The organism is Micromonospora sp. WMMD987 (assembly GCF_029581435.1).
In the GTDB taxonomy this organism is placed as follows: Bacteria; Actinomycetota; Actinomycetes; order Mycobacteriales; family Micromonosporaceae; genus Micromonospora; species Micromonospora rifamycinica.
In genome coordinates, this window is sequence record NZ_CP120861.1 from 4333938 (window position 1) to 4357702 (window position 23765).

The following is a 23765-nucleotide window of genomic DNA, read 5'->3' on the forward strand; positions in this document are numbered from 1 at the left end:
CTCCGGCCGGCTCAGGCCGCGCCCCGCAGGTCCTCCTCGATCCGCCGCGCCGTGGCCAGCAGCGGTGGCAGCAGCTCCCGCCGGATCAGCTCGAAGGAGCCCCGGCTGGCGTGGGCGGACAGGTTCACCGCCGCGACCACCGTGCCGTCCTCGCCGTGGATCGGCGCGGCCAGCGAGCGCAGACCCTCCTCCAGCTCCTGGTCCACGATGGCGTAGCCCTGGCCGGCGATCCTCGTCAGGACGGCCCGCAACCTGGCCGGGTCGGTGACGGTACGCCGGGTCAACGGCCGCAGCGACGCGGTGGCGAGGTAGTCGTCCAACCAGTCCGCCGGCTGCGCGGCCAGCAGCACCCGTCCCATCGAGGTGGCGTACGCGGGGAACCGGGTGCCGACGTTGATCCCCACCGTCATGATCCGCTTGGTGGGCACCCGGGCGACGTAGACCACCTCGTCGCCGTCGAGCACCGACACCGAACAGGACTCCTGCACCTGCGCGACCAGGGCCTCCATGTGCCGCTGCGCGATCTCGGGCAGGCCGAGGCCCGACAGGTACGCGTAGCCGAGGGCGAGGATCCGCGCCCGCAGTGAGAACAACCGGCCGTCGGTGTGCACGTAACCCAACTCGACCAGGGTGAGCAGGAACCGGCGGGCGGCGGCCCGGGTCAGCCCGGTCCGCCGGGCCACCTCGCTCAGCGTGAGCCGCGGGTGTTCGGCGTCGAAGGCCCGGATCACCGCGAGTCCGCGCTCCAGCGACTGCACGAAGTCCGGCGACCGCGCCGCCTCCCCGCCCACGCTCACCCCGCCTCCCGCCGCAGGACCTCCCGGGCCACCCGGAACGCCCGGTTCGCCGCCGGTACGCCAGCGTAGACGCCGACCTGGAGGAGCACCTCCGCCACCTCCTGCGGGCTCAGCCCGTTACCCAGCGCGGCCCGCACGTGCATCGCCAACTCCTCGTCGTGGTGCAGGGTGGCCAGCACCGCGAGGGTGACGCAGCTCCGGGTACGCCGGTCGAGGCCCGGCCGGCTCCACACCTCCCCCCACGCGTAGCGGGTGATGAAGTCCTGGAAGTCGGCGGTGAACTCGTCGGTGCCGGCGACCGCGCGGTCGACGTGCGCGTCACCGAGCACCTGCCGGCGTACCGTCATGCCGGCCTCGTGCCGCTCGTGGTCGTTCATCGGTCACCCGGTTCCTCGAAGTGCTCCCGCAGCAGGCGGCCCACCGGCCCGGCCTGCTCGACGTTGGCCAGGTGCGCCGCCGCGTCGAGGACGACCAGCCGCGCACCGGGGATGCCGCCGGCGATCTCCCGGGCGTGCGCCACCGGGGTCGCGGGATCCTCCGCGCCCGCGACGACCAGCGTCGGCGTGCCGATCCGGCCCAGGTCGGGGCGGAGGTCCATGGCGGCGATCGCCTCGCAACAGGCGGCGTAGCCGGCGGCGGGCGTCGCGGTCAGCAGATCCCGGCATCCGGCCACCACGTCGGGGCGGGCCGCCGCGAACGCCGGGGTGAACCAGCGGGCCACCACCGCGTCGGCGATCGTCGACAGGCCACCGGCGCGGACCGTCGCCGCCCGCTCCCGCCACGGGGCGGGCGGGTGGAGCCACGCCGAGGTACACAGCAGCGCCAGCCGCCGCACCCGGTCGGGCGCGTGCGCGGCGAGCCACATCCCGACCATTCCGCCGAGGGACAGCCCGGCGTAGTGCACCCACGGCACCGCGAGGTCGTCCAGCGTCCGCAGCACCTCCCGACCCAGCAGTTCCAGGGTGTACGGCCCGTCCGGCACCGCCGAGCGGCCGTGACCCAGGTGGTCGTACCGGATGACCCGGAACCGTTCGGCGAGCACCGGGACCTGGGGTGCCCACATCGCGCCGGTGGTGCCGAGGGAACTGCCGAGCAGCAGCACCGGCGCGGCGGCCGGACCGTCGACGGTGAGGTGCAGCCGGGAGGTCACCCGTCCGTGCCCCGGACGGCGGCCAGCGCCCGGTCGACGAGCGGACCGGCCGACCCGAGCCACCGGGCCGGGTCGAGCGCCGCGTCGAGCTGCGCCTCGGACAGGTGGGCGCGGATCTCGGGGTCGGCGAGCAGCGCGGCCCGGAACGAGGGTGCGGCGGCGGCGCGGGTGACCAGGTCGTGCGCGGTGCTGCGCCCGACGGCGGGGGCCAGCCGGGCGGCGACGGCCTCGGCGAGCACGAGCCCGCCGGTCGCGTCGAGGTTCGCCCGCATCCGGTCCGGACGGACCTGCAACCCGGCCAGTAGCCGGGCGCACCGGCCGACCGCACCGCCGGTCAGGTGCAGCAGTTCACGCAGCGGCTCCCACTCGGCGTGCCAGCCGCCGGCGGACCGCTCGTGTTCCTGCACCGCCGCGCCGAACAGGGTGGCGACCAGGCCGGGACCGCGGCGCACCGCGGCCCCGATCAGGATCGAGTCCACCGGGTTGCGCTTGTGCGGCATGGCCGAGGAGCCGCCCCGGCCGGTGCCCCCCTCGGCGACCTCGCCGATCTCGGTCTGGGCGAGCAGCCCGACGTCGAGCGCGACCTTGCCGGTCGCCGCGAGTGCCCCGCCGAGGGCGGCGGTCAGGTCGAGGCGGGGCTGCCGGCAGGTGTGCCAGGGCAGCGGGCTCGCGGGGAGCCCGAGGTGGGCCGCGAACCGCTCGGCGACCTGCGGACCGGCCGGGCCGAACGCGGCCAGGGTGCCGACCGCGCCGCCGAGTTGGGCGGGCTGCCCGCCGGCCGCGTGCCGGAGCCGCTCCCGGCCCTGCGCCAGGCCGGTCGCCCACCCGGCGGCCTTGAGCCCGAAGGTGGTGGGTGCCGCCTGCTGCCCGAGGGTCCGGCCGACCAGCACGGTGTCCCGGTGGGTGGCGGCGAGCCGGGCGGCGGCGTCGACGGCGGCGTCCAAGTGGCGCAGCAGCGGACCGAGCGCCCGCACCGCCACCAGGCTCAGCGCGGTGTCCAGGATGTCCTGGCTGGTCGCCCCGAGGTGCACCCACGGCCGGGCCGGGGCGGGCACGGCGGCGGTCAACTCCCGGACCAGCGGGACGACCGGATTCCCGGCGGCGTCGGCGGCCCGGCCGAGGGTCACCGGGTCGTACCGCCCGGGGCGGCACCGGGCGACGATCGCGTCGGCCGCCGACCCGGGCAGCACGCCGGCGTCCGCCCCGGCCCTGGCCAGCGCGGCCTCCCCGTCGAGCAGCGCCCGCAACAGGGCCGGGTCGCCCAGCTCCGCGTCCACGTCCGGGATGCCGGAGAGGCCGGAGAGCAGGCCGTCAGACGGCGAAGAAGACGGTCTCACGGTCACCCTGGAGACGGATGTCGAAGCGGAACCCGTCCGGTGCGGCGGTGGCCAGCAGCGTGGCACGCCGGTCGGCGCCGACACTGCGCAGCACCGGGTCGGCGGCGTTGGCCGTCGGCTCGTCGGGGAAGTAGAGCCGGGTGACCAGGCGGTGCAGCAGCCCCCGGCCGAGGATCGACAGGTTCAGGTGCGGGGCCTCGGTGCCGCCGTCCGGGGCGGGCAGCGCCCCCGGCCTGACGGTCAGCAGCCGGTACCGCCCCTGCTCGTCGGTCTCGCTGCGGCCGAACCCCCGGAATCCGGCGAGGACGGGCGGCCGGGCGCCGCGCGGGTCGTCCGGATGGTCGAACCGGCCGTCCGGGTCGGCCTGCCAGCTCTCCACCAGCGCGTCGACGACCGGTGTTCCGGTACCGTCGACGATCCGGCCCCGGATCCACAACGCCCCCGGGGTGCCCTCGGGGACGACGTACGGCCCGTCGGGCCAGTGCAGGCCGATGCTCAGGTACGGCCCCACCGTCTGCGCCGGGGTGACGCCCAGCCGTTCACTCATCGTCGTCCCCGTCCTCGAAGGGGGTGCCCTCCCGGCCCCGCAGCACGATGTCGAAGCCGTACGCCAGCGCCCACTGCGGCACCGTGCCGGCGTGGTCGTAGCGGGCGACCAACCGTTGCCGGGCGTCCGGGTCGCGGATCGCGTGGAGCACCGGATCCTGGAAGAAGAGCGGGTCACCGGGGAAGTACATCTGGGTGACCAGCCGTTGGGTGAACGCCCGGCCGAAGAGGGAGAAGTGGATGTGCGCCGGCCGCCAGGCGTTGTCGTGGTTGCGCCAGGGATACGCGCCGGGCCGTACGGTGACGAACCGGTAGCGCCCCCGGTCGTCGGTGAGGGTCCGGCCCACCCCGTCGAAGTGCGGGTCCAGCGGGGCCGGCCAGGTGTCGCCGGCGTGGCGGTAGCGGCCGGCGGCGTTGGCCTGCCAGATCTCGACCAGGGTGTGCGGCACCGGGCGGCCGTCGCCGTCGCGGACCCGGCCGTGCACGATGATCCGCTGCCCCTGCGGCGGGCCGTCGTGCTGGCGGGTCAGGTCGTGGTCGAGGTCGCCGAGTCGTCCCTCGCCCAGCAGCGGCCCGGTGACCTCGGTCAGCCGCTGCGGCAGGTGGACCGGCGGCTGCCGCGGCGCCCGTGCCACGGTCGACCGGTAGCCGGGACTGAGCAGCGGTGGGTGGGTGTCGACGTCGTCGCGCCGGTACGCCGGCAGCGCCGGCACAACGCCGGCCTCCCCGGTCATCGTCCCTCCCGTGTGGTCGTCGCCAACGCCCGTAGCACCGCCAGCTCGTGCGGCGTCGGCGGGTCACCGGTGGTCAGCGGCTCGGCCACGGCGAGGTCCCAGCCGGTGGCCGCCCGCGCCCGTTCCCGGGTCACCCCGGGATGCAGCCGGGTCAGGGTCAGCTCGCGGCTCACCGGATCGGGTTCGAGCACGCCCAGGTCGGTGATGACCAGGCGGGGGCCGCCGCCGCGCAGGCCGAGCCGTTCCCGGTCGCCCGGCCCCGCCCCGTAGCCGACGGAGGTGACGAAGTCGACCCGCTCGACGAAGGTCCGGAGGTTCTGCCGGACGATCACCACCACCTCGCCGCAGGAGGCGGCGATCTCCGGTGCGCCACCCGCGCCGGGCAGCCGCACCCGCGGCGCGGCGTAGTCGCCGCCGACCACCGTGGTGTTGAGGTTGCCGTACCGGTCGAGCTGCGCCGCGCCGAGGAAGCCCACGTCGATCCGACCGGGCTGGAGCCAGTAGTTGAACACCTCGGGCACCGACACCACCGCGTCGGCGGTGTCGGCGAGGATGCCGTCGCCGATGGACAGCGGCAGCCGGTCCGGCTTCGCGCCGAGGCAGCCGGACTCGTAGACCAGCGCCAGGTGCGGGGCGTGGGTCGCCCGGGCGAGGTTCGCCGCCGTGCTGGGCAACCCGATCCCGACGAAACAGGCGGTGCCGTCGCGCAGTTGCCGGGCGGCGGCGACGGTCATCATCTCGTCGGCGGTCCAGTCCGTCATCGCGTCCGCCCCGCTCACGTCGCCGCCCCGGCCCGGTGCACGTGCTCGTCGAGCCAGGCCCGGAAGGTGTCGCGGTGCCGGCTGACAGCGTCCCACGCCCGGTAGAAGTCGTTGTCCCGCACCGAGTAGCCCTGCGCGTAGGAGGGGTGCGCGCCGCCGGGCACCTCGGCGACGGCGGTGACCGCCCAGCCGGGCAGCACGACCTGGCCGGGCACCGGGGTCAGCTCATCCACGATCTCCTCCACGGTGACCAGCGACCGGTGCGCCGCGAGCACCGCCTCCTTCTGCACCCCGGTGATGCCCCAGAGCTGCACGTTGCCGGCCCGGTCGGCGCGCTGCGCGTGCACCACCGTCACGTCCGGGCGCAGGGCCGCCACGGCGGTGAGGGTCTCCCCGGTGAAGGGGCAGCTGACGGAGCGGACGTTGGCCGTGTGCCGGGGCAGGTCGGTGCCGGTGTAGCCGCGCAGCACGGCGAACGGCAACCCGGACGCCCCGGCCAGGTAGCGGTTCGCCATCCCGGCGTGGCTGTGCTCCTCCAGTTCCAGCGGACGCGGCCAGCCCTGCTGCACGGCGTCGCGGAAGCGGTGCAGCGACCCCACCCCCGGGTTGCCGCCCCAGGAGAAGACCAGGCGGCGGGCGCACCCGGCCCCGATGAGCTGGTCGTAGACCACGTCGGGGGTCATCCGGACCAGGGTGAGTTCCCGCCGTCGCTGACGGATGACCTCGTGACCGGCGGCGAACGGGATGAGGTGGGTGAACCCCTCCAGGGCCACCACGTCGCCGTCGTGGACCAGCTCCGCCACACCGTCGGCGAGCGAGACGAGCCGCGCCATCAGCCTCTCCCGCCTGCCGCGAACCGGGCATCGCCGGCTGTTCGACATGCGGACCGCCGTACTCATGTCGAACGTACGACGGACAGCGACGTACGTCAACGCGTTGACGGCGGCCGGACCGCGTGCCACCGTTCACAAGGAGAACAGCCGTTCGTCCTGCGAACACCACGGGACACACTGCGGACGGCGTCCGGAACCTCCCGGGAGGACCCCCGCACGCTCCCGGGTGGACCGGTGACACCCGGGGGACGAGGAGGTCTCGGATGCGTACCCAGGTCGGCATCGTCGGCGCCGGGCCGGCGGGGCTCATGCTCTCGCACCTGCTGCACCGGCAGGGCATCGAGTCGGTGGTGCTGGAGAGCCGCAGCCGCGGCCACGTCGAGCACCGGGTCCGGGCCGGCGTCCTCGAACAGGGGTCGGTCGACCTGCTCTGCCGCACCGGCCTCGGCGAGCGGCTGCGCCGGGAGGGACTGCGGCACGAGGGCATCGAGCTGCGCTTCGCCGGTGAGTCGCACCGGGTGCCGATGACCGAGCTGACCGGCCGGGCGATCACCGTCTACGGCCAGCAGGAGGTGGTCAAGGACCTGATCGCGGCCCGGCTCGCGGCCGGCGGCACGCTCCTGTTCGACGCCGACGTGGTCCGGCTGACCGGGCTCGACTCCGACGCCCCGGTCGTCCACTACCGACGCGACGGGCGCGCGGAGGAGCTGCGTTGCGACTTCGTGGCCGGCTGCGACGGGTTCCACGGGGTGAGCCGGGGCGCGGTGCCCGAGGGGGTGCTGACCGCCTACGAACGGGCGTACCCCTTCGCCTGGCTGGGTGTGCTGGCCGCCGCCGCACCGGCGGTGGAGGAACTCGTCTACGCCCACCACGACCGGGGTTTCGCCCTCTACAGCATGCGCTCACCGGAGATCTCCCGGCTCTACCTCCAGGTCGCGGCGGACGAGGACATCGCCGACTGGCCGGACGCGCGGATCTGGGCGGAGCTGCGGACCCGGCTGGAGACGGTGCCGGGCTGGTCGCTCACCGAGGGGCCGGTGCTGGAGAAGTCCGTCACCCCGATGCGCAGCTTCGTGGTGGAGCCGATGCAGTGGGAGCGGCTGTACCTGGCCGGCGACGCGGTGCACATCGTCCCGCCGACCGGCGCGAAGGGCATGAACCTGGCGCTGGCCGACGTCGCGCTGCTCGGCGAGGCGTTCGCCGCCTGGTACGGCCACGGGCGGACCGACCTGCTGGCGGGCTACTCGGCCACCGCGCTGCGCCGGGTCTGGCGGGCGCAGCACTTCTCCTGGTGGATGACGTCCATGCTGCACCGGCTGGCGGCCGACGACCCGTACGAGGCGAAGGTGCAGACCGCCACCCTGCGGTACGTCGCCACCTCCCGGGCCTACGCGACCAGCCTGGCCGAGAACTACGTGGGCCTCGCCGAGGTCTGACCACGTCGGACCGGCCCGGACGGGGGCGCGGCCACCCGGTGGTCGTCGCCCCCGCCCACCGCCGTCCAGGTACGGACCGGAGCGACGCCACCGCGACGCAGCGTCGTTCAACTCATTCATGACGGGCGTCAGAAATTATTGACTTTCGATGCCGGGGTGGCCGACCATGGCCGCACGGCGGCGTGCGTCCCCACGCCGCGACCGGTCGAACCGGTCTCCCGCAGTACCGAGGCGTCCCGCCGACTTCCGACGCACCCCACCACCCCGCCCAGGAAGGGCCTCGTCAATGAAGAAGGTCATGGCTCTCGGGCTGATCGCCGTCACCGCGATCGCCCTCACCGGATGTACCGACTCCGACGCGTCCGCCCCGTCCCCGCAGACCTCGGGTGACCTGCGCAAGGTCCGGGTCGCGGCGCTGCCCATCACCGAGACCGCCGCGCTGTGGGGTGGCATCAGGGCGGGCATCTTCGCCGAACGTGGGCTCCAGGTCGAGGTGCTGCCCGCCCAGGGCGGCGCACAGGCCATCCCGGCGCTGATGAACGGCGACATCGACTTCGCCATCGGTCAGCCCTTCGGCCCCTTCCGGGCCGACCTGCAGAAGCTCGGCGTCGTCATCATCGGCAACTACGCCTCCTCGTACGCCGACGGCGACGACATCAACGCCGTGGTGGCCTCGGCGAAGTCGGGCATCAGGCGACCGGCCGACCTGGCGGGCAAACGGGTCGCGGTCAACAGCCTGGGCGCGGCCGGCGACGTCACGATCATGGCGGCGGTGGAGAAGGACGGCGGCGACCCCCGGCGGATCAAGTTCGTGGAGGTGGCCTTCCCGGACGCGCCGGCCCAGCTCGCGGCGGGCAACATCGACGCCGCCTGGGTGCCGGAGCCCTTCGTCACCCAGCTGAAGAGCCGGGGCGACACCTTCGTCGTCGCGCCCTACCAGGCGGTCGTGCCCGGCCTGGCCACCCTCACCACGATCACCACCACCGAACGCACCGACAAGGACGCCGCACTGGTCGAGGACTTCTCGGCCGCGATGAAGAAGACCCTGGAGTGGGCCCGCGACCCGGCCAACGAGACGGCCGTCCGGCAGGCCATCAAGGACAACCTGCAACTGCCGCCGCCGGTGGCGGAATCGGTCCGGCTACCGGCGTTCGGTTGGGACGTCGACCGGGCCAGCCTGCAGAAGCTCGCCGAACTCGCGCAGAAGTACCGGGTGCTCGACCGGCAGCCCGACCTCGACCGCCTCGTCCACCAGCAGTAGCCGGCGGGCCGCCCGCCCGACCCGGGCGGGCGGCGTCGTCCGCGCCACCACGGAGGTGACATGCGCGTGCCCCCCACCCGACGCCTGCGCACGGCACGCAGGGCGCTGCTGGGCGGCCTCGGCCTGGCCGGCTTCCTCGTCTGCTGGCAGGCGGTCCCCACGCTGGGCCTGGTCGACCCGCAGTACCTGCCCCGGGTGACCGACGTGCTCGCCCGGCTGGCCGAGCAGCTCGTCGACCTCGCGTTCTGGCGGCGGCTGGGCAGCACCATGACGTCCTGGGCGATCGGGGTGACGGTGGCCACGGTCGCCGCCGTCGTCCTCGGCACGGTCGTCGGGCTGGTGCCGTTCCTGCGGCGGGCCACCCACACGATGGTGGAGTTCCTACGCCCCATCCCGTCGGTCGCCCTGATCCCGCTCGCCGTGCTGATGTTCGGCATCCAGCGCCAGGCCGCCCTGGTGATCATCGTCTACGCGTCGTTCTGGCAGGTGTTCGTGCAGGTGATCTACGGGGTCGCCGACGTCGACGCGGTAGCCCGGGACACCGCCCGCAGTTTCGGCCTGCGCCGTCGCGAGCGGTTGACCCACCTCGTCCTGCCGACCACCCTGCCGTACCTGATGACCGGACTGCGGCTCGCGGCGGCGGTGGCGCTCATCCTGGCCGTCACCGCGGAGATGGTGATCGGCAACCCCGGCCTCGGCCGCATGATCGAGCTGTCCCGGTCCGCCGGGGACGCCGTCGGCCTGTACGCCCTGGTCGTGGTCACCGGCCTGCTCGGGCTGGCGGTGAACCTGGTCTTCCGGTTCGTCGAGCGGCGGACGCTGTCCTGGCACCAGTCGGTACGGGGCGAGGAGACGCCGTGACCGTGGACGGACCCGCCCGCACACGACCCCGGCGCGGGACCGCCGGCCGCCTGGCGGCGGGCCTGCTGCACGCGCTCGGGCTGCCACTGCTGCTCCTGGTGCTCTGGGGCCTGGTGGCGACGAGGACGACGAGCCGGTTCTTCCCCGACCCGGTGACCATCGCCGACGCCTTCGTCGACACCTGGATCGGACCGGCGTTCGCCGAGGACGTGCTGCCGAGCCTCGCCCGGCTCGCCCTCGGCCTGGGCGCGTCGATCGTGCTCGGCACCGCCGCCGGCACCGTCATCGGCCTGACCCGCTGGCTGCGCGAACTGCTCGAACCCCTGCTGGAGTTCCTCCGGGCCATCCCGCCGCCGGTGCTGATCCCGGTGATGATGCTCCTGCTCGGCATCACCGGCACCATGAAGGTCGTGGTCATCGTCTCCGGCGCGGTCTGGCCGATCCTGTTGAACACGATCGAGGGGGTCCGGGCCACGGACAGCGTCATGACGGAGACCGCGCGGTCGTTCCGGGTCACCTGGTGGGAACGGTTGTGGTTCCTGGTGCTCCCGGCCGCCAGCCCACGGATCATGGCCGGGGTCCGGCAGGCCCTCTCGGTCGGGCTCATCCTGATGGTCATCTCCGAGATGTTCGCCTCGTCGGCCGGGCTCGGCTACCGGATCGCCTACTTCCAGCGCAACTACCTGGTGGCCGAGATGTGGAGCGGCATCCTGCTGCTCGGGCTGGTCGGTGTGCTGCTCGCGGTGGTGTTCGGTCTCGTCGAACGGCGCGTCCTGCGCTGGTACCACGGAATCAGGGAGGTCAACCGTGTCTGACCGGCGCACCCTGCTGCGGGTGGAGCACCTGCGCAAGGTCTACCAGTCCCCGACCGGCGACGTCGAGGCGATCGGGGACCTCAGCTTCACCATGGACGCCGGTGAGCTGGTCTGCATCGTCGGGCCGTCCGGTTGCGGCAAGACCACCCTGCTGAAGTGCCTCGCCGGTCTGCTGCGGCCCACCGCCGGGGTGGTCGAGATGCACGGTGCGCCGGTGACCGGCCCCAGCCCCGCCATGGCGGTGGTGTTCCAGGAGTACGGGCGCAGCCTCTACCCGTGGCTGACGGTACGCGGAAACGTCGAGCTGCCGCTGCGGCACCGGAAGCTCTCCCGCGCCGCGCGCGGCACGCTGGTCGCCGACGCGCTGGACGCGGTGGGCCTGGGGCACGCGGCGCGCAGTCACCCGTGGCAGCTCTCCGGCGGGATGCAGCAGCGGGTGGCGATCGCCCGGGCCATCGCCTACCAGCCCGAGGTCCTGATCATGGACGAGCCGTTCGCCGCCGTCGACGCGCAGACCCGGGCCGACCTGGAGGATCTGGTCCGCGAACTGCACGCCCGCCGGGAGATGTCGATCCTGTTCGTCACGCACGACATCGACGAGTCGGTGTACCTGGGCCAGCGGGTGCTCGTGCTGTCCCACGCCCCGACCCGGATCCGCCAGGACCTGACGGTCGACCTGCCGCCGGAGCGCGATCAGATCACCACCCGCGCCCTGCCCCGCTTCACCGAGCTGCGCACGCGCGTCTACGGCGAGATCCAGCGGGCCAAGCGCGGGCAGCCGGCGGACCGGTCCGCGCCGTGAGCGACGCCCGGACGACGAACGCACCGAAGGGGACGGCCGTGGGTCGGCGTCAACCCAAGCAGCTCCTGCTCGCCTTCTTCGGCGAGCACGTGGTCGACGACGCCACCGGGCCGATCCGGGCGAGTGTCCTGATCACCGTGCTGGAGGGGGCGGGGGTCGCCGCACCGGCGACCCGGGCCACCCTCGACCGGCTCGTACGCAGCGGCGTCCTCGCCCGGGGCCGCAGCGGCCGGGAGACCCTGTTCGCGCTGACCGAGCACGGGACGGCCGTGCTGCGCGAGGCGACCCACCGGGTACGCGGGCCACGGCCGTTCGACCCGCAGGGCGGCGGCTGGACGCTGGTCACCTTCTCGATCCCGGAGGACCACCGCAGGCTGCGGCACCGGCTGCGGTCCACCCTCACCTGGGAGGGCTTCGCGCCGATCCGCGACGGGCTCTGGCTGGCGCCCGGCGAGGTCGACCTGGCCGGGTCGTTGGGGCCGCTGCGGCAGGATCTCGCACCGCACGCCGTGGTCGCCTTCCACGCCCGCGAACTCCCCGGCTTCCCGATCGGCGAGAGCGTCCGCGCCGCCTGGGACATCGAGGCGATCCGCCGCGAGCACCTGGCGTTCATCGCGCGGTGGGAGGACCCGGCCGCGACGGCCACGGCGACGAGCGCCCTCACCGTACGGACGATGCTGGTGGCGGACTGGCTCGCCCTGCTGCGGGCCGACCCCCGGCTGCCGGCGGAGTTCATGGGCGCGCAGTGGCCGGCCGCCCGGTCGGTGGAGACCTACCGCCGGGCGCACCGCCGGCTGGCCGAGGCGTCGACGGCGGAGTTCGCCGCGCTCGTCGCGGCCCGGCCGGCGGTCAGCCGGCGAACCGCGCCCGCAGCTCCGCCTTCCGCACCTTCCCCGACGCGGTCCGCGGCAGCTCGTCCACGATGACCACGTTCTTCGGCAGCTTGTAGCGGGCGATCCTGCCGTCGAGGTGCGCGCGCACGGCGTCGGTGTTCACGGTCGCCCCCTCCCGGACGGTCACCACCGCCCACGGCACCTCACCCCAGCGGTCGTCCGGTACCCCGATGACGGCCGCCGAGACCACCCCGTCGATCTCGCCGAGCAGCAGTTCGAGTTCGGCCGGGTAGATGTTCTCGCCACCCGAGATGATCATGTCCTTGAGCCGGCCGGTGACGTAGAGGCAGCCGTCGGCGTCCAGGTGGCCCAGGTCGCCGGAGCGGAACCACCCGTCGGCCGTGAACGCCTCGGCGGTCGCCGCCGGCAGACCGTGGTAGCCGGGAAAGACGTTGGGACCGGCCACCTCGATCTCGCCGATCTGCCCGGCCGGCAGCACGGCACCGGTCGGGCCGGTGACCCGCACGTCGGTGAAGAAGTGCGGCAGACCGACGCTGCCCTGCTTGGCCCGGGTCAACGCGGGCGGCAACGCGGTGGCGCCCGGCGACGCCTCGGTCATCCCGTACCCCTGCGAGAAGGACAGGCCCCGCGCCTCGTACGCGTCCAGGATGCGGGTCGGCACCGCCGAACCGCCGCAGGTCAGCTTGGCCAGCGTCGACAGGTCGGTCGAGGCCCAGGCGGGATGGTCGGCCAGCAACTGGTAGGTGGTCGGCACGCCGCTGAGCATGGTGACGCCGTGCCGGGCGATCTGCGCGAGTGCCCGCCCCGGCTCGAAGCCCCGCTCGAGGACCATCGTGGCGCCCTTGAGGATGACCGGCAGGGCGCCCATCCCCAGCGAGGCGACGTGGAACAGCGGCGAGATCATCAGCGCCACGTCGGTCGAGACGACGTCGTAGTCGACCACGCAGTTGAGCGCGACCCAGGTGAGGTTGCCGTGGGTCAGCACCGCTCCCTTGGCCCGGCCGGTCGTGCCCGAGGTGTAGACGATCGCCGCCGGCTCCTCCAGGCCCGGGTCGGCCCGACCGGTGCGCTCCGGGTCGGCCTCCCGCGCCAGCGGGGCCAGCCCCGGCCGGTCCGGGGTGCCCTCGCCGGTGACCACGACGTGCCGGAGCCGGGCGGCCGGCAGGGCGGTGGCCACCGCCGCCGCGAGCTGCGGGTCGTGGATCAGCACCCGGGCGGCGCAGTCGGCCAGGACGTGGGCGATCTCGGGGGGCGCCAGCCGGGTGTTCACCGGCACGAAGACCGCACCGAGTCGCGCCGCCGCGAACATCACCTCCAGGAACTCCGGGCTGTTCTCGCCCAGGTAGGCCACGGTGTCGCCGGCACCGACACCGAGGTCCCGCAGCACCGCGCCGACGCGGTCCACCGCGTCGGCGAACCGGGCGTACGTGACGGTGGACCCCTCGCCGTGGATGAGGGCGACCCGGTCCGGGGACGTGAGCCGGCGCTTGGCCACCCACGCGCCGATCCCGTGCTGGTGCATCAGCAGCCTCCTGGTGGTGGTGTGCGCGGCCGGACCGGACGCCCCCGCGGGGTTCAGGCGTGGAAGCGGTACAACCCCCGCGCGACGACCGCCGGCTTGGCCCCGCCCTCGATCTCGATGGTCTGGTCGACGGTGAGCTGGTAGCCGTCGCGCACCTCGGTCACCTCGACGACGGTGGCTCGCATCCGTACCCGCGCCCCGACCACCACCGGCGCGGGGAAGCGCACCCGGTCGAGGCCGTAGTTCACCTTCGTGGACACGCCCTTGACCTCCAGCAGCTCGGTCCAGAACGGCACGGCCAGGGACAGCGTGAGGAAGCCGTGGGCGATCGGTGCGCCGAACGGCCCGGCCGTCGCCCGCTCGGGGTCGACGTGGATCCACTGGTGGTCGTCGGTGGCGTCGGCGAACAGGTTCACCTGGTCCTGGGTGACCGTCCGGTACCCGGTGTGCCCCAGATCGGTGCCGGCGAGGTCGGCGAGCTGGTCGTAGGTGATGGTCGTGGTCATGGTGCTTCCTCTCGTCGTTCCCCGGCGAGGCCCAGCAGCCGGACCGCGTTGTCCTTGAGGATGCCGGGGAGCACGTCCGGCCTGAGGTCGGTGGTGGTGACGTCGCGCAGCCACCGGTCGGGGGTGAGCAGCGGGTAGTCGGTGCCGAAGAGCACCCGGTGCCGCAGCACCGAGTTGGCGTGCCGCACCAGCTCGGCCGGGAAGTACTTCGGGCTCCAGCCGGACAGGTCGATCCAGGTGTTGGGCTTGTGGGTGGCCACCGACAGCGCCTCGTCCTGCCAGGGCACCGACGGATGGGCCATGACGATCTGGAGGTCGGGGAAGTCGGCCGCGACCGGGTCGAGCAGCATCGGGTTGGACAGGCCGAGCCGCAGGCCGTGACCGCCGGGGGTGCCCGCGCCGATGCCGGTCTGCCCGGTGTGGAAGATCGCCGGCAGTCCGGCCCGCTCGATCAGGCCCCACAGCGGGGCGTACTCGTCGCGGCCGGGGTCGAAGCCCTGGACGGTGGGGTGGAACTTGAAGCCGCGTACCCCCTCCTCGGTGATCAGCCGGTCGGCCAGTTCGAGGGCCGCGTCACCGGTGCGCGGGTCGACCGACCCGAAGGGGATGAGCACGTCGGCGTGCTCGGCGGCGGCGCGGGCGACGTCGACGCTGGACAGCGGCGGGTGCTTCAGCTGGGTGCCCGCGTCCACGGTGAAGACGACGGCGGCCATGCCGCGCTCGCGGTAGTACCGGGCCACCGCGTCGACCGCCGGGCGGGGTCCGTCCGTCCGGAAGTACCTCGACGCCGCCGCCACCAACGGTTCGGGCAGTGAGGTGTGACCGTGGTCGTCGACCTCGATGTGTACGTGCATGTCGATCGCCGTGACGGTGGCCAGGTCGATCGCGGGCTGGTACATCGGCGGCAGCCTCCGTCGGGCGGGTCCGTGGTCCGGCGGGCCGGGGGTCGGTTCGCGGGCCGGGTGGGTCAGGGGGTGGCCGGCTGGAACTGGGCGGGCAGCTCCGGGAAGCGTTCGCCGACGCTCTGCGCCGCCCCGGCGAACGTCGCCGGCCAGGCCTGCACCAGCGCGTCGTAGGTCCAGCCGCCCTCCCGGTAGGCGGTCACCGCCGCCTCCGGATGGGTCCAGATCTGGAGCCGGTCACCACCGACCCCGATCACCTGCCCGGTCACCTGGGCCGCCGCGTCCGAGCCGAGGAAGGCGACCAGCCCGGCGACGTCCGCGGCGGTGCCGAAGCCGAGGTCGTGCCGGAAGAACGCCGGCATCGGCTCGCCGTCCGCCTCGGCGCGTACCGCCGCGGCGAAGTAGGGGACGGTGGCGGTCATCGCGGTGGCGGCGACCGGGACGACCGTGTTGGCGGTGATGCCGGCCCGTTTCAGCTCCAGCGCCCAGGTGCGGACCATGCCGACGATGCCCGCCTTGGCCGCCGCGTAGTTGGTCTGGCCGAAGGTGCCGCGCTGGCCGGTGGGCGAGCCGATGCAGATGATCCGGCCGCCCCCGCCGGCCTGCCGCATGTGCCGCACCGCCTCGCGCACCGTGGTGAAGGTGCCGCGCAGGTGCACGTTGACCACGGTGTCGAAGTCGTCGTCGCTCATCTTCCACAGCACCGTGTCGCGCAGTACGCCGGCGTTGGTGACCAGGATGTCCAACCGCCCGAAGTGCTCCACCGCGGCGCTGACGAGTGCCTCCGCCGTCGCGGTCGGGCCGACCGGGGCGGTCACCGCGACGGCCCGGCCACCGGATGCTTCGATCGCCGCCACGGCCCCGGCGGTGGCCTCGGCGTCGACGTCGTTGACCACGACGGCCGCGCCGCGCCGCGCCAACTCCTGGGCGTAGGCGAGACCGAGCCCCCGCCCGGATCCGGTGACGATGGCGACTTTGCCGTCCAGTGACATGGGCACTCCCTTTCGTCGATGCGATCTGAGCACGGACCGTTGAGAATGTCAATTATTCAGGTTGCTTGCTACCATCGCGCCATGTCCCCTGTCGACAGGACCCGGTCGACCGGACGCGACCGGCTCCGGGACAGCGTGCTCGCCGGGGACCTGAGCTTCCTGCTGGCCCGCGCCAACGCCCTGGCCCTCGCGGCGGCGAACGCCGCCCTCGCCGAACACGGGTTGAAGGCGCGCTCCTACTCGGTGCTCGCCCTGGCCGCCGACGACGTCCGCCCGACCCAGCGGGAGCTCGCCGAGTTCCTGCGGCTCGACCCCAGCCAGGTCGTCGCTCTCATCGACGGGCTGGCCCAGCGGGCCCTGGTCGAGCGCCGGGCCGACCCCGCCGACCGCCGGGCCAACGTCCTGGTCGCCACCGACGCCGGCCGGGAACTGTTCGCCCGCGCCCAGGACAGCGTCCGTGCCGTGGGGCTCGGCTCGCTGCCCGCCGTGACGCCCCGCGAACACGAGCGGCTCGCCCGGCTGCTGCGGCTGCTCGCCTTCCCCGACTGACACCGGCCGGGACGGCACAGCGGTCACCGCGCCCCGCCGCTCAGCGGTACGCGCCGCCCAGCGCCCGGGAGAGCACCCGGCCCGCCGCCTGGACCAGCGGGGCCAGCGCCACCGGATCCGCCCGGTCGTGGGCGACCACCAGCGAGACCGCCGCCACCACCCCTTCCGGCCCGCGGATCGGTGCGGCCACCGACAGGGCGTCCATGGTGACCTGCCGGTCGCTGACCGCGTACCCGACCCGGCGCACCTCGGCGAGACAGCGCCGCAACCGGGCCGGGTCGGTGAGGGTCAGCGCGGTGTACCGTTCCAGCGGCGCGGCCAGCACCTGCTCCTGGACCCCGGCCGGCGCGTGGGCGAGCAGGACCAGCCCGACACCGGTGGCGTGCAACGCGAAGCGGCCACCCACCCTGGTGAGCACGGGCACCGCGTGCCGCCCGGCGATGCGTTCGATGAAGACGAGTTCGAGGTCCTGCCGGACGGCGAGCTGGACGTTCTCGTGGGTCACCTCGTACAGGTCCTCCAGCACCGGCAGGGCCACCTCCCGCAGCCCCAGGCCCCGCGGCGCGAGTGAGCCCACCTCCCACAGCCGCAGACCGATCCGGTACCGCCCGTCGTCGCCGCGCTCCAGCGCCCCCCAGGCGAGCAGTTCGGCGACCCGGCGGTGCACGGTGGACAGCGGCAACCCGGTGCGCCGGGCCAGCTCGCTCAGCGTCAGCGCCGGCCCGGCCGGGGTGAACGCGTCGAGCAGCGCCAGCACCCTGCTGGTCACCGACCGTCCCGGCTGCCCGCGCACCCCGCCATCCTCCCCGCCGCCGACGGCGGCTCACAGCTCCAGTACCAGCCGGGGCGTACGCGCCCGGGAGACACAGATCAGCATGACGTCCCCGGCGGCCCGTTCCGCCGCGCCGAGCAGGCTGTCACGGTGCTCCGGCACCCCGGCCAGCACCGGGGTCTCGCAGGTGCCGCAGGTGCCCTGCCGGCACGACGACAGCACCGGCACGCCGGCCTCCTCGACGGCCCGCAGGATCGAGGTGCCCGGGGGCACGGTCACCGTCCGCCCGGACAGCGCGAGTTCGACCTCGATCGTCGCCGCCGGTCCGCCGCCGTCACGCGGGGCGAACCGCTCGACGTGCAGGCAGCCGGGCGGCCACTCACGACAGTGCTCCTCCACCGCCGTGACCAGGGATTCCGGGCCGCAGCAGTAGACCGTGCCGACGGCGGGCCCGGCCAGCACGGTGGCCAGGTCCAGCAGCCCGGTCTCGTCCTGCGGGTACAGGCGCACCCGGTCGCCGTACCGCTGCCGCAGGCCGGTGGCGAAGGCCATGGTGGCCCGGCTGCGTCCGCCGTACACCAGTCGCCAGTCGGCGCCGGTGGCGTCGGCGGCGGCCACCATCGGCCGGATCGGGGTGATGCCGATGCCTCCGGCGACGAAGAGGTAGCGCCGGGCCGCGACCAGCGGGAAGGTGTTGCGGGGACCGTACACCCGGACGGCGGCGCCGACGGTGAGCCGCTCGTGGGCCAGCCGGGAGCCCCCGCGCCCGTCCGGTTCACGTTGCACGGCTATCCGCAGCATGGTCCGCTCCCCCGGGTCGCCGCACAGGGAGTACTGACGGACCAGCCCCGGCCCCAGCTCCAGGTCGACGTGTGCGCCCGGGGTCCAGCCGGGCAGCTCACCGCCGTCCGGACGGCCCAGGGTGAACGCCACCACCTCCGCCGCCACCCGGTCACGGGCCACCACCGTCAGGTCCAGCCCGGCCGCCGCCGGTCCGGTCCCCGCCGCCCCGGTCACGAGCGCACCGCCGCCGGTGCCGCCGCCGGTGCCGCTGCCGGTGCCGGTGCCCGTGCCGGTGCCGGTGCCGGTGCCGGTGCCGTCGGAGGCTGGTGGTCGCGTGGGTGGCCGAGCAGCCACTTCCACAGCTCGACCGGCTCGACTTCGACCCGCTCCGCGCCGCAGTGGCAGACCCCGCGCAGCGTGTCGGTGCCCGGCAACCAGTGGATCCGGTGGATCCGGCCACCGGCGGACGCCCCGGCCGGGGTGGTCACCGGGGCGCTCCCACCGTCGGGGACCCGACCATCCGGGCCAGCAACCGCCGGGCGGCCAGGCCACCGGTGTCGATGTTGATGCTCAGTTCCCGGTACCCGTCCGGCTCGGCGGCGATCACCCGCTCCAGGATGTTGAGCGCCGCCACGTCCTGCATGACCACGGTGTGGTTGCTCTGGTGCAGGTACTCGCTGACCGACTCGTCGTCGATCGCGAAGTCACGCGCCACCGCCCAGAAGTCGTACGTGGTGTGCGCGGTCGACGGGGTGATGGCGTACACGATCTCGGCGTGGAAGGCCTCGCTGTCCGGGCCCTCGGCGGGTGGCAGCACCCCCTGCGGCGCGATCCGGCTGTGCAGCAGGTACAGGCAGGGCGGGTGGTACTCGATGTCCTGCCAGCGGGTGATCCGGCCCCGGATCCCGGTCGAGCGGGCGTAGAACGGCGGGCACTCGGCGTCGTCCATGTGCCGGCTGACGTAGACGATGGCCCGGTCCTCGTCCACCTCGGTGGTGATCGGGGTGTCCGCCACCTCCGGCGTGCCGATGTGACCACCGTGCAGGTAGGTCTCGTGCGACAGGTCCAGCAGGTTGTCGACCAGCAGGCCGTAGCGCGCGTCCAGCGGGGCCATCCCGCGGACCACCGCGTACCGGGGGTCGACCAGCCACGGCGCGCGGGGGATGGTGGCCGGGTCGGCCCGGTCCCGGTCGCCGATCCAGACCCAGACGAAGGAGTCCTGCTCCACCACGGGATAGGCCGCGACCCGCGCGGTGCGCGGGATCCGCTGCTGACCGGGTACGAGGACACACGCGCCGGTCGGGTCGTAGGTGAAGCCGTGGTAGCCGCAGACGACCCGGTCGCCGTCGAGCCGGCTCTGCGACAACGGGTAACGCCGGTGCACACAACGGTCGGCGAGCACCACCGCCTGCCCCGCCCCGGTGCGGTACAGCACCAGCGGCTCGTCGAGCACCGTGCGGGCGAGCAGTCCCCGGCCGACCTCGTCGCTGTGGGCCGCCACGTACCACTGGTCCCGGGCGAACACCATCCGACGACCTCCCTCTCTGACGAATGTCGATGTCACGGCATCGTCCCGCGCGGCGTGGCCGGCGGGGACGGCGTCTTTCACTGGGTGGAAGGCCGACAGTCCGACCGTCCCGACGGAGCAACCGATACCGAGATTGGTCAGATGTCTAGTGGTTCCCACTGCTCGACACGGGTGCCCCGGGCAACCGCAATGTGCCTGGAGCGGGAATTGCAGGCATTGACGTTGACCACTGGAAACTCTAACGTCTGATGTATCGATGTTGGGCGGGTCGTCCTCCACGCACGACGCCCACCACCCGTCCCGCCCCAGCAGGCGCGCGGACCACGGCCGGGGAACGGAGAGACCCAATGAACCACAGACAGCTGCTGAGCGCGGGGCTGGCGGTGCTGCTCGGCGCGACGGCCACCCTCGCCGCCGGCTGCGGTGACCGGGGCGGCGACTCGGCCTCCCCGGGCGGCGGTCGGGCGCTCATCGGGGTCGACTATCCGCGCTCGGACACCGACTTCTGGAACTCCTACATCAGGTACGTGCCGCAGTCCGCCGACGAACTCGGGGTCGACCTCAAGACCACCAACTCGCAGAACGACATCGCGAACCTCATCTCGAACGCCCAGACCTTCATGAGCCAGGGCGTCAAGGGGGTGGTGATGGCCCCGCAGGACACCGCCGCCGTCGCGCCGACGCTGAGCCAACTGGAGAGCCGCAGGATCCCGGTGGTCACCATCGACACCCGCCCCGACACCGGCACCGTGTTCATGGTGGTCCGCGCCGACAACCGCGCCTACGGCACCAAGGCCTGTCAGTTCCTGGGCAGCAAGCTCGGCGGCCGGGGCAAGGTCGTCATGCTCCAGGGCGGCCTGGACTCGATCAACGGACGGGACCGCACCGAGGCGTTCAACGAGTGCATGGGCAAGGAGTTCCCCGGCATCAAGGTGTTCGGTGAGGCGACCGACTGGAAGGCCGACGTGGCGGCGTCGAAGTTGCAGACCCGGTTCGCCTCCGACCCGGACGTCAAGGGCATCTACATGCAGTCCTCGTTCGCCCTGTCGGGCACCCTGCAGATCCTCAAGCAGCGCGGCCTCCAGGTGCCGCCGACCGACCCGAAGCACGTCTTCGTCGTCTCCAACGACGGCATCCCCGAGGAGCTGAAGAACATCGGCGACGGCCTGATCGACGCCACCGTCAGCCAGCCCGCGGACCTCTACGCCAGGTACGGGCTGGAGTACGCCAAGGCGGCGATCGAGGGCAGGACGTTCCAGCCCGGGCCCACCGAGCACGGCAGCACCATCATCCGGGTACGCGAGGGCCTGCTCGAGGACCAGCTCCCCGCACCGCTGGTGACGCTGGACGGCGCACCGGTCGGCGGCCAGCCCACGGTGAAGTTCGACGACGCGTCGCTGTGGGGTCGTCAGGGATGAGTGCCGCCGCGCCCCGTCCGGACGGCGGGCCGGTCGGCGACGACCCGCCGGTCGTCGAGGCCGTGGAGATCACCAAACGGTTCGGGTCCACCCTCGCCCTGTCCCGGGCGGAGATCTCCGTCCGCCGCGGTGAGGCGCACGCCCTGGTGGGGCGCAACGGCGCCGGCAAGTCGACGCTGGTGAGCATCCTCACCGGGTTGCAGGCCGCCGACGGCGGGGCGGTGGCCTTCGCCGGGCGACCGGCGCCCCCGCTGGGCGACCGCGACGCCTGGCGGCAGCGGGTGGCGTGCGTCTACCAGAAGTCGACGATCATCCCGACCCTCACCGTGGCGGAGAACCTGTTCCTCCACCGGCACGCGCGCTCCCGCAGCGGTCTGATCCGCTGGTCGCGGCTGCGTCGGGAGGCCGAACAGCTGCTGGCGGACTGGTCGGTCGACGTCGACGTCCGCCAGCCGGCCTCGGCGCTCTCGGTCGAGCAGCGGCAGTTCGTGGAGATCGCCCGCGCGTTGTCCTTCGGCGCGCGGTTCATCGTCCTCGACGAACCGACCGCCCAGCTCGACGCGGCGGGCATCAACCGCCTGTTCACCCGGATCCGGGACCTGCGGGCGCACGGCGTGACGTTCCTGTTCATCAGCCACCACCTCCAGGAGATCTACGACCTGTGCGACCGGGTCACGGTCTTCCGCGACGCCCGGCACATCGTCACCGCCCCGGTCGCCGCGTTGAGCCGGCAGGCGCTGGTCGCCGCGATGACCGGGGAGGACGTCACGATGCCGGTGGCCGTCCACCGACCGCCGAGCGCCGACGCTGCGGTGCTGCTCTCGGTACGCGACCTGGTCACCTCGTCCGGTGCCGAACTGTCCCTGGAGGTACGGGCCGGCGAGGTCGTCGGCCTGGCCGGCAGCGGGGGCAGCGGCAAGGTCGAGGCCGCCGAGGCGATCGTCGGTCTCGCCCGCCCGGCCGGCGGCACGGTCACCCTCGCCGGCCGCGTGCTGCGTCCGGGCAGTGTGCCCGACGCCCTCGCCGCCGGTGTCGGGCTGGTGCCGCAGGACCGGCACCGGGAGGGTCTGGTGCCGTCCCTGTCCATCGCGGAGAACGTCACGATGACGGTGCCGCAGCGGGTCGGGCGGTACGGCCTCATCTCGTCGGCCCGCCGCGACGCCCTGGCCGGGCGGACGATCGCCGACCTGACGATCAAGGCGGCCGGACCGCAGGTACCGGTTTCCGACCTGTCCGGCGGCAACCAGCAGAAGGTCGTCATGGGCCGGGCGCTGGCCAACGACCCGCGGTTGCTGGTGCTCGTCACGCCCACCGCCGGGGTCGACGTGCGCTCCAAGCAGACCCTGCTCGGGGTCGTCGAGGACGTACGGCGGCGGGGTGCGGCGGTGCTGGTGGTCAGCGACGAACTCGACGACCTGCGCATCTGCGACCGGGTGCTGGTGATGTTCCAGGGCCGGGTCGTCGGCGAGCTGGCCCACGGCTGGAGCGACAACGATCTGGTAGCCGCCATGGAAGGGGTGGACCTCCACCATGTCTGAGACGCTGTCCACCGGGAAGGCGTCGCCACCGGCGTCGCCACCGACCCGCCCGCCGTCGCGGCACCTGGCCCTCGCCCGACTGCGCGACCTGGCGCTGGTGCCGGCGATCGTCGCGGTGGCGATCGTCGGATGGATCATCAGCCCGGTCTTCCTCAGCGGCGACAACGTCGTCAACGTGCTACAGAGCATGTCGGAGATCGCCATCCTGGTGCTGGCCCAGACCATCGTGCTGATCACCGGCAAGATGGACCTGTCGCTGGAGTCCACCTTCGGGCTCGCCCCGGGCATCGCCGCCTGGCTGGTCGTCGACCCCGCGCTCACCCGGGGGCTGGGGCTCGGCCTGCTCCCGGACGCCTGGGCGGTGCCGGTGGTGCTGCTCGTCGGCGCCCTGGTCGGGGCGTTCAACGGGCTGCTCATCGTCCGGTTCGGCCTCAACGGCTTCATCGTGACGTTGGGCATGCTGATCATCCTGCGGGGCCTGCTCACCGGCATCTCCGGCGGGCAGACCTTCTTCGCGCTGCCCGGGTCGATGACGTATCTCGGCTCCACCAGCTGGTTCGGGATACCGGCCTCGATCTGGGTGTCGCTGCTGCTGTTCGCCGCCGGGATCGTGGTCCTCGGCTACACCAGGGCGGGCCGGGCGCTGTACGCCATCGGCGGCAACGTCGACGCGGCCCGCGCCGCGGGCATCCGTACCGACCGGGTGCTGTGGACCGCGCTCGTCGTGGCCAGTGTGCTCGCCGCCCTGGCCGGGCTGCTGATCAGCGGCCGGCTGGCGGCGGTGCCGGCGGCCCAGGGCGACGGCGCGATCTTCCAGGTCTTCGCGGCGGCGGTGATCGGCGGCGTCAGCCTCAACGGCGGCAAGGGCAGCGTCTTCGGCGCCTTCACCGGCGTCCTGCTGCTTTTCATGATCATCAACGTGCTGACCCTGGCCGGGGTGCCCGCGCAGTGGACGAACTTCCTCAACGGCGCGGTCATCCTGGTCGCCCTGGTGGTGTCCCGCATCACCGGCGGCCGGGCACAGACCTGAACCGGCGCGGTCCGTCGGCCGGACCCGCGAGCCACGCC

At 73.6% G+C, this 23765-nt stretch carries 26 protein-coding genes; 10 read left to right on the forward strand and 16 right to left on the reverse strand.

Annotated features, from left to right (window positions below; all coding sequences use genetic code 11):
• Positions 1 to 11 precede the first annotated feature (11 nt).
• Genes O7612_RS18410 through O7612_RS18445 form a run of 8 tightly spaced genes read right to left on the reverse strand, consistent with a single transcriptional unit; the run spans position 12 to position 6158 of the window.
• Positions 12 to 797, reverse strand: coding sequence for an IclR family transcriptional regulator C-terminal domain-containing protein (locus O7612_RS18410; RefSeq protein ID WP_067313906.1), 786 nt, complete (start codon positions 795 to 797; stop codon positions 12 to 14).
• Complete coding sequence (pcaC, locus tag O7612_RS18415; protein ID WP_282265869.1) at positions 794 to 1174, reverse strand: 4-carboxymuconolactone decarboxylase; 381 nt, start codon at positions 1172 to 1174, stop codon at positions 794 to 796. The genes O7612_RS18410 and pcaC overlap by 4 nt, the downstream gene beginning before the upstream one ends.
• On the reverse strand, positions 1171 to 1947 hold the full coding sequence (pcaD, locus tag O7612_RS18420; protein WP_282265872.1) for a 3-oxoadipate enol-lactonase: 777 nt from the start codon (positions 1945 to 1947) through the stop codon (positions 1171 to 1173). The genes pcaC and pcaD overlap by 4 nt, the downstream gene beginning before the upstream one ends.
• Positions 1944 to 3290 (reverse strand): 3-carboxy-cis,cis-muconate cycloisomerase, encoded by a 1347-nt coding sequence (gene pcaB / locus O7612_RS18425; RefSeq protein WP_282265874.1) that lies wholly within the window; start codon positions 3288 to 3290, stop codon positions 1944 to 1946. The genes pcaD and pcaB overlap by 4 nt, the downstream gene beginning before the upstream one ends.
• The gene (gene pcaG, locus O7612_RS18430) at positions 3259 to 3831 is read right to left on the reverse strand and encodes a protocatechuate 3,4-dioxygenase subunit alpha (RefSeq protein WP_282265876.1); all 573 of its coding nucleotides are present in this window, start codon (positions 3829 to 3831) and stop codon (positions 3259 to 3261) included. The genes pcaB and pcaG overlap by 32 nt, the downstream gene beginning before the upstream one ends.
• Positions 3824 to 4564, reverse strand: a complete 741-nt coding sequence (pcaH, locus tag O7612_RS18435; protein WP_282265878.1) for a protocatechuate 3,4-dioxygenase subunit beta — start codon at positions 4562 to 4564, stop codon at positions 3824 to 3826. Before pcaH ends, pcaG begins: the two co-directional genes overlap by 8 nt.
• Positions 4561 to 5325 carry a CoA-transferase gene (locus O7612_RS18440; protein WP_282265880.1) on the reverse strand — a complete coding sequence of 255 codons (765 nt, stop codon included), beginning with the start codon at positions 5323 to 5325 and terminating at the stop codon, positions 4561 to 4563. Before O7612_RS18440 ends, pcaH begins: the two co-directional genes overlap by 4 nt.
• A gap of 14 nt (positions 5326 to 5339) precedes the next feature.
• Entirely contained in the window at positions 5340 to 6158 is an 819-nt protein-coding gene (locus tag O7612_RS18445) for a CoA-transferase (protein WP_282265883.1), read from the reverse strand.
• Between the two features lie 263 nt (positions 6159 to 6421).
• On the opposite strand from O7612_RS18445, the gene O7612_RS18450 reads away from it, so the two are divergent.
• The 6 genes from O7612_RS18450 (at position 6422) to O7612_RS18475 (ending at position 12259) form a co-directional block, all read left to right on the forward strand.
• Entirely contained in the window at positions 6422 to 7594 is a 1173-nt protein-coding gene (locus O7612_RS18450) for a 4-hydroxybenzoate 3-monooxygenase (protein ID WP_282265884.1), read from the forward strand.
• Positions 7595 to 7880: 286 nt separating this feature from the next.
• On the forward strand, positions 7881 to 8855 hold the full coding sequence (locus tag O7612_RS18455; protein ID WP_282265885.1) for an ABC transporter substrate-binding protein: 975 nt from the start codon (positions 7881 to 7883) through the stop codon (positions 8853 to 8855).
• A gap of 60 nt (positions 8856 to 8915) precedes the next feature.
• Positions 8916 to 9716 carry an ABC transporter permease subunit gene (locus O7612_RS18460; protein ID WP_282265886.1) on the forward strand — a complete coding sequence of 267 codons (801 nt, stop codon included), beginning with the start codon at positions 8916 to 8918 and terminating at the stop codon, positions 9714 to 9716.
• Positions 9713 to 10531 carry an ABC transporter permease gene (locus O7612_RS18465; RefSeq protein ID WP_282265887.1) on the forward strand — a complete coding sequence of 273 codons (819 nt, stop codon included), beginning with the start codon at positions 9713 to 9715 and terminating at the stop codon, positions 10529 to 10531. The genes O7612_RS18460 and O7612_RS18465 overlap by 4 nt, the downstream gene beginning before the upstream one ends.
• Positions 10524 to 11333, forward strand: a complete 810-nt coding sequence (locus O7612_RS18470) for an ABC transporter ATP-binding protein (RefSeq protein WP_282265889.1) — start codon at positions 10524 to 10526, stop codon at positions 11331 to 11333. Before O7612_RS18465 ends, O7612_RS18470 begins: the two co-directional genes overlap by 8 nt.
• Positions 11334 to 11371: 38 nt before the next feature.
• Positions 11372 to 12259 (forward strand): PaaX family transcriptional regulator C-terminal domain-containing protein, encoded by an 888-nt coding sequence (locus O7612_RS18475; protein WP_282265891.1) that lies wholly within the window; start codon positions 11372 to 11374, stop codon positions 12257 to 12259.
• Here the strand turns inward: O7612_RS18475 and O7612_RS18480 are convergent.
• The 4 genes from O7612_RS18480 to O7612_RS18495 form a co-directional block, all read right to left on the reverse strand.
• Entirely contained in the window at positions 12183 to 13709 is a 1527-nt protein-coding gene (locus O7612_RS18480) for a long-chain fatty acid--CoA ligase (RefSeq protein WP_282265893.1), read from the reverse strand. The two genes, O7612_RS18475 and O7612_RS18480, sit on opposite strands and share 77 nt — an antisense overlap.
• A gap of 53 nt (positions 13710 to 13762) precedes the next feature.
• On the reverse strand, positions 13763 to 14215 hold the full coding sequence (locus O7612_RS18485; RefSeq protein ID WP_282265895.1) for a MaoC family dehydratase: 453 nt from the start codon (positions 14213 to 14215) through the stop codon (positions 13763 to 13765).
• Positions 14212 to 15114 carry an amidohydrolase family protein gene (locus O7612_RS18490; RefSeq protein ID WP_282265897.1) on the reverse strand — a complete coding sequence of 301 codons (903 nt, stop codon included), beginning with the start codon at positions 15112 to 15114 and terminating at the stop codon, positions 14212 to 14214. Before O7612_RS18490 ends, O7612_RS18485 begins: the two co-directional genes overlap by 4 nt.
• Before the next feature lie 68 nt (positions 15115 to 15182).
• Positions 15183 to 16109, reverse strand: coding sequence for an SDR family NAD(P)-dependent oxidoreductase (locus O7612_RS18495; RefSeq protein ID WP_282265899.1), 927 nt, complete (start codon positions 16107 to 16109; stop codon positions 15183 to 15185).
• Between the two features lie 81 nt (positions 16110 to 16190).
• Here O7612_RS18495 and O7612_RS18500 point away from each other — a divergent pair, with 81 nt between their 5' ends.
• On the forward strand, positions 16191 to 16658 hold the full coding sequence (locus O7612_RS18500) for a MarR family winged helix-turn-helix transcriptional regulator (RefSeq protein ID WP_067312204.1): 468 nt from the start codon (positions 16191 to 16193) through the stop codon (positions 16656 to 16658).
• A gap of 40 nt (positions 16659 to 16698) precedes the next feature.
• Here the strand turns inward: O7612_RS18500 and O7612_RS18505 are convergent, their stop codons facing one another.
• Genes O7612_RS18505 through O7612_RS18520 form a run of 4 tightly spaced genes read right to left on the reverse strand, consistent with a single transcriptional unit; the run spans position 16699 to position 19741 of the window.
• Positions 16699 to 17427, reverse strand: a complete 729-nt coding sequence (locus tag O7612_RS18505; protein WP_282265903.1) for an IclR family transcriptional regulator — start codon at positions 17425 to 17427, stop codon at positions 16699 to 16701.
• Between the two features lie 54 nt (positions 17428 to 17481).
• Entirely contained in the window at positions 17482 to 18447 is a 966-nt protein-coding gene (locus O7612_RS18510) for a PDR/VanB family oxidoreductase (RefSeq protein WP_282265905.1), read from the reverse strand.
• Entirely contained in the window at positions 18444 to 18701 is a 258-nt protein-coding gene (locus O7612_RS18515) for a hypothetical protein (RefSeq protein ID WP_282265908.1), read from the reverse strand. Before O7612_RS18515 ends, O7612_RS18510 begins: the two co-directional genes overlap by 4 nt.
• Positions 18698 to 19741 carry an aromatic ring-hydroxylating dioxygenase subunit alpha gene (locus O7612_RS18520; protein WP_282265910.1) on the reverse strand — a complete coding sequence of 348 codons (1044 nt, stop codon included), beginning with the start codon at positions 19739 to 19741 and terminating at the stop codon, positions 18698 to 18700. Before O7612_RS18520 ends, O7612_RS18515 begins: the two co-directional genes overlap by 4 nt.
• Before the next feature lie 347 nt (positions 19742 to 20088).
• Here O7612_RS18520 and O7612_RS18525 point away from each other — a divergent pair, with 347 nt between their 5' ends.
• The 3 genes from O7612_RS18525 to O7612_RS18535 are packed head-to-tail and all read left to right on the forward strand — an operon-like array spanning position 20089 to position 23727.
• Complete coding sequence (locus O7612_RS18525; protein ID WP_282265912.1) at positions 20089 to 21159, forward strand: sugar ABC transporter substrate-binding protein; 1071 nt, start codon at positions 20089 to 20091, stop codon at positions 21157 to 21159.
• Complete coding sequence (locus O7612_RS18530; RefSeq protein WP_282265914.1) at positions 21156 to 22697, forward strand: sugar ABC transporter ATP-binding protein; 1542 nt, start codon at positions 21156 to 21158, stop codon at positions 22695 to 22697. Before O7612_RS18525 ends, O7612_RS18530 begins: the two co-directional genes overlap by 4 nt.
• Positions 22690 to 23727, forward strand: coding sequence for an ABC transporter permease (locus O7612_RS18535; RefSeq protein ID WP_282265915.1), 1038 nt, complete (start codon positions 22690 to 22692; stop codon positions 23725 to 23727). The genes O7612_RS18530 and O7612_RS18535 overlap by 8 nt, the downstream gene beginning before the upstream one ends.
• The last annotated feature ends 38 nt before the right edge of the window (positions 23728 to 23765 follow it).

Coding starts and splice junctions, on each gene's coding strand:
- pcaC (WP_282265869.1), bottom strand. CDS start 1,174: ATGAACGACCACGAGCGGCACGAGGCCGGCATGACGGTACGCCGGCAG.
- pcaG (WP_282265876.1), bottom strand. CDS start 3,831: ATGAGTGAACGGCTGGGCGTCACCCCGGCGCAGACGGTGGGGCCGTAC.
- pcaH (WP_282265878.1), bottom strand. CDS start 4,564: ATGACCGGGGAGGCCGGCGTTGTGCCGGCGCTGCCGGCGTACCGGCGC.
- O7612_RS18440 (WP_282265880.1), bottom strand. CDS start 5,325: ATGACGGACTGGACCGCCGACGAGATGATGACCGTCGCCGCCGCCCGG.
- O7612_RS18445 (WP_282265883.1), bottom strand. CDS start 6,158: ATGGCGCGGCTCGTCTCGCTCGCCGACGGTGTGGCGGAGCTGGTCCAC.
- O7612_RS18450 (WP_282265884.1), top strand. CDS start 6,422: ATGCGTACCCAGGTCGGCATCGTCGGCGCCGGGCCGGCGGGGCTCATG.
- O7612_RS18455 (WP_282265885.1), top strand. CDS start 7,881: ATGAAGAAGGTCATGGCTCTCGGGCTGATCGCCGTCACCGCGATCGCC.
- O7612_RS18460 (WP_282265886.1), top strand. CDS start 8,916: ATGCGCGTGCCCCCCACCCGACGCCTGCGCACGGCACGCAGGGCGCTG.
- O7612_RS18480 (WP_282265893.1), bottom strand. CDS start 13,709: ATGCACCAGCACGGGATCGGCGCGTGGGTGGCCAAGCGCCGGCTCACG.
- O7612_RS18485 (WP_282265895.1), bottom strand. CDS start 14,215: ATGACCACGACCATCACCTACGACCAGCTCGCCGACCTCGCCGGCACC.
- O7612_RS18490 (WP_282265897.1), bottom strand. CDS start 15,114: ATGTACCAGCCCGCGATCGACCTGGCCACCGTCACGGCGATCGACATG.
- O7612_RS18495 (WP_282265899.1), bottom strand. CDS start 16,109: ATGTCACTGGACGGCAAAGTCGCCATCGTCACCGGATCCGGGCGGGGG.
- O7612_RS18500 (WP_067312204.1), top strand. CDS start 16,191: ATGTCCCCTGTCGACAGGACCCGGTCGACCGGACGCGACCGGCTCCGG.
- O7612_RS18520 (WP_282265910.1), bottom strand. CDS start 19,741: ATGGTGTTCGCCCGGGACCAGTGGTACGTGGCGGCCCACAGCGACGAG.
- O7612_RS18525 (WP_282265912.1), top strand. CDS start 20,089: ATGAACCACAGACAGCTGCTGAGCGCGGGGCTGGCGGTGCTGCTCGGC.
- O7612_RS18530 (WP_282265914.1), top strand. CDS start 21,156: ATGAGTGCCGCCGCGCCCCGTCCGGACGGCGGGCCGGTCGGCGACGAC.
- O7612_RS18535 (WP_282265915.1), top strand. CDS start 22,690: ATGTCTGAGACGCTGTCCACCGGGAAGGCGTCGCCACCGGCGTCGCCA.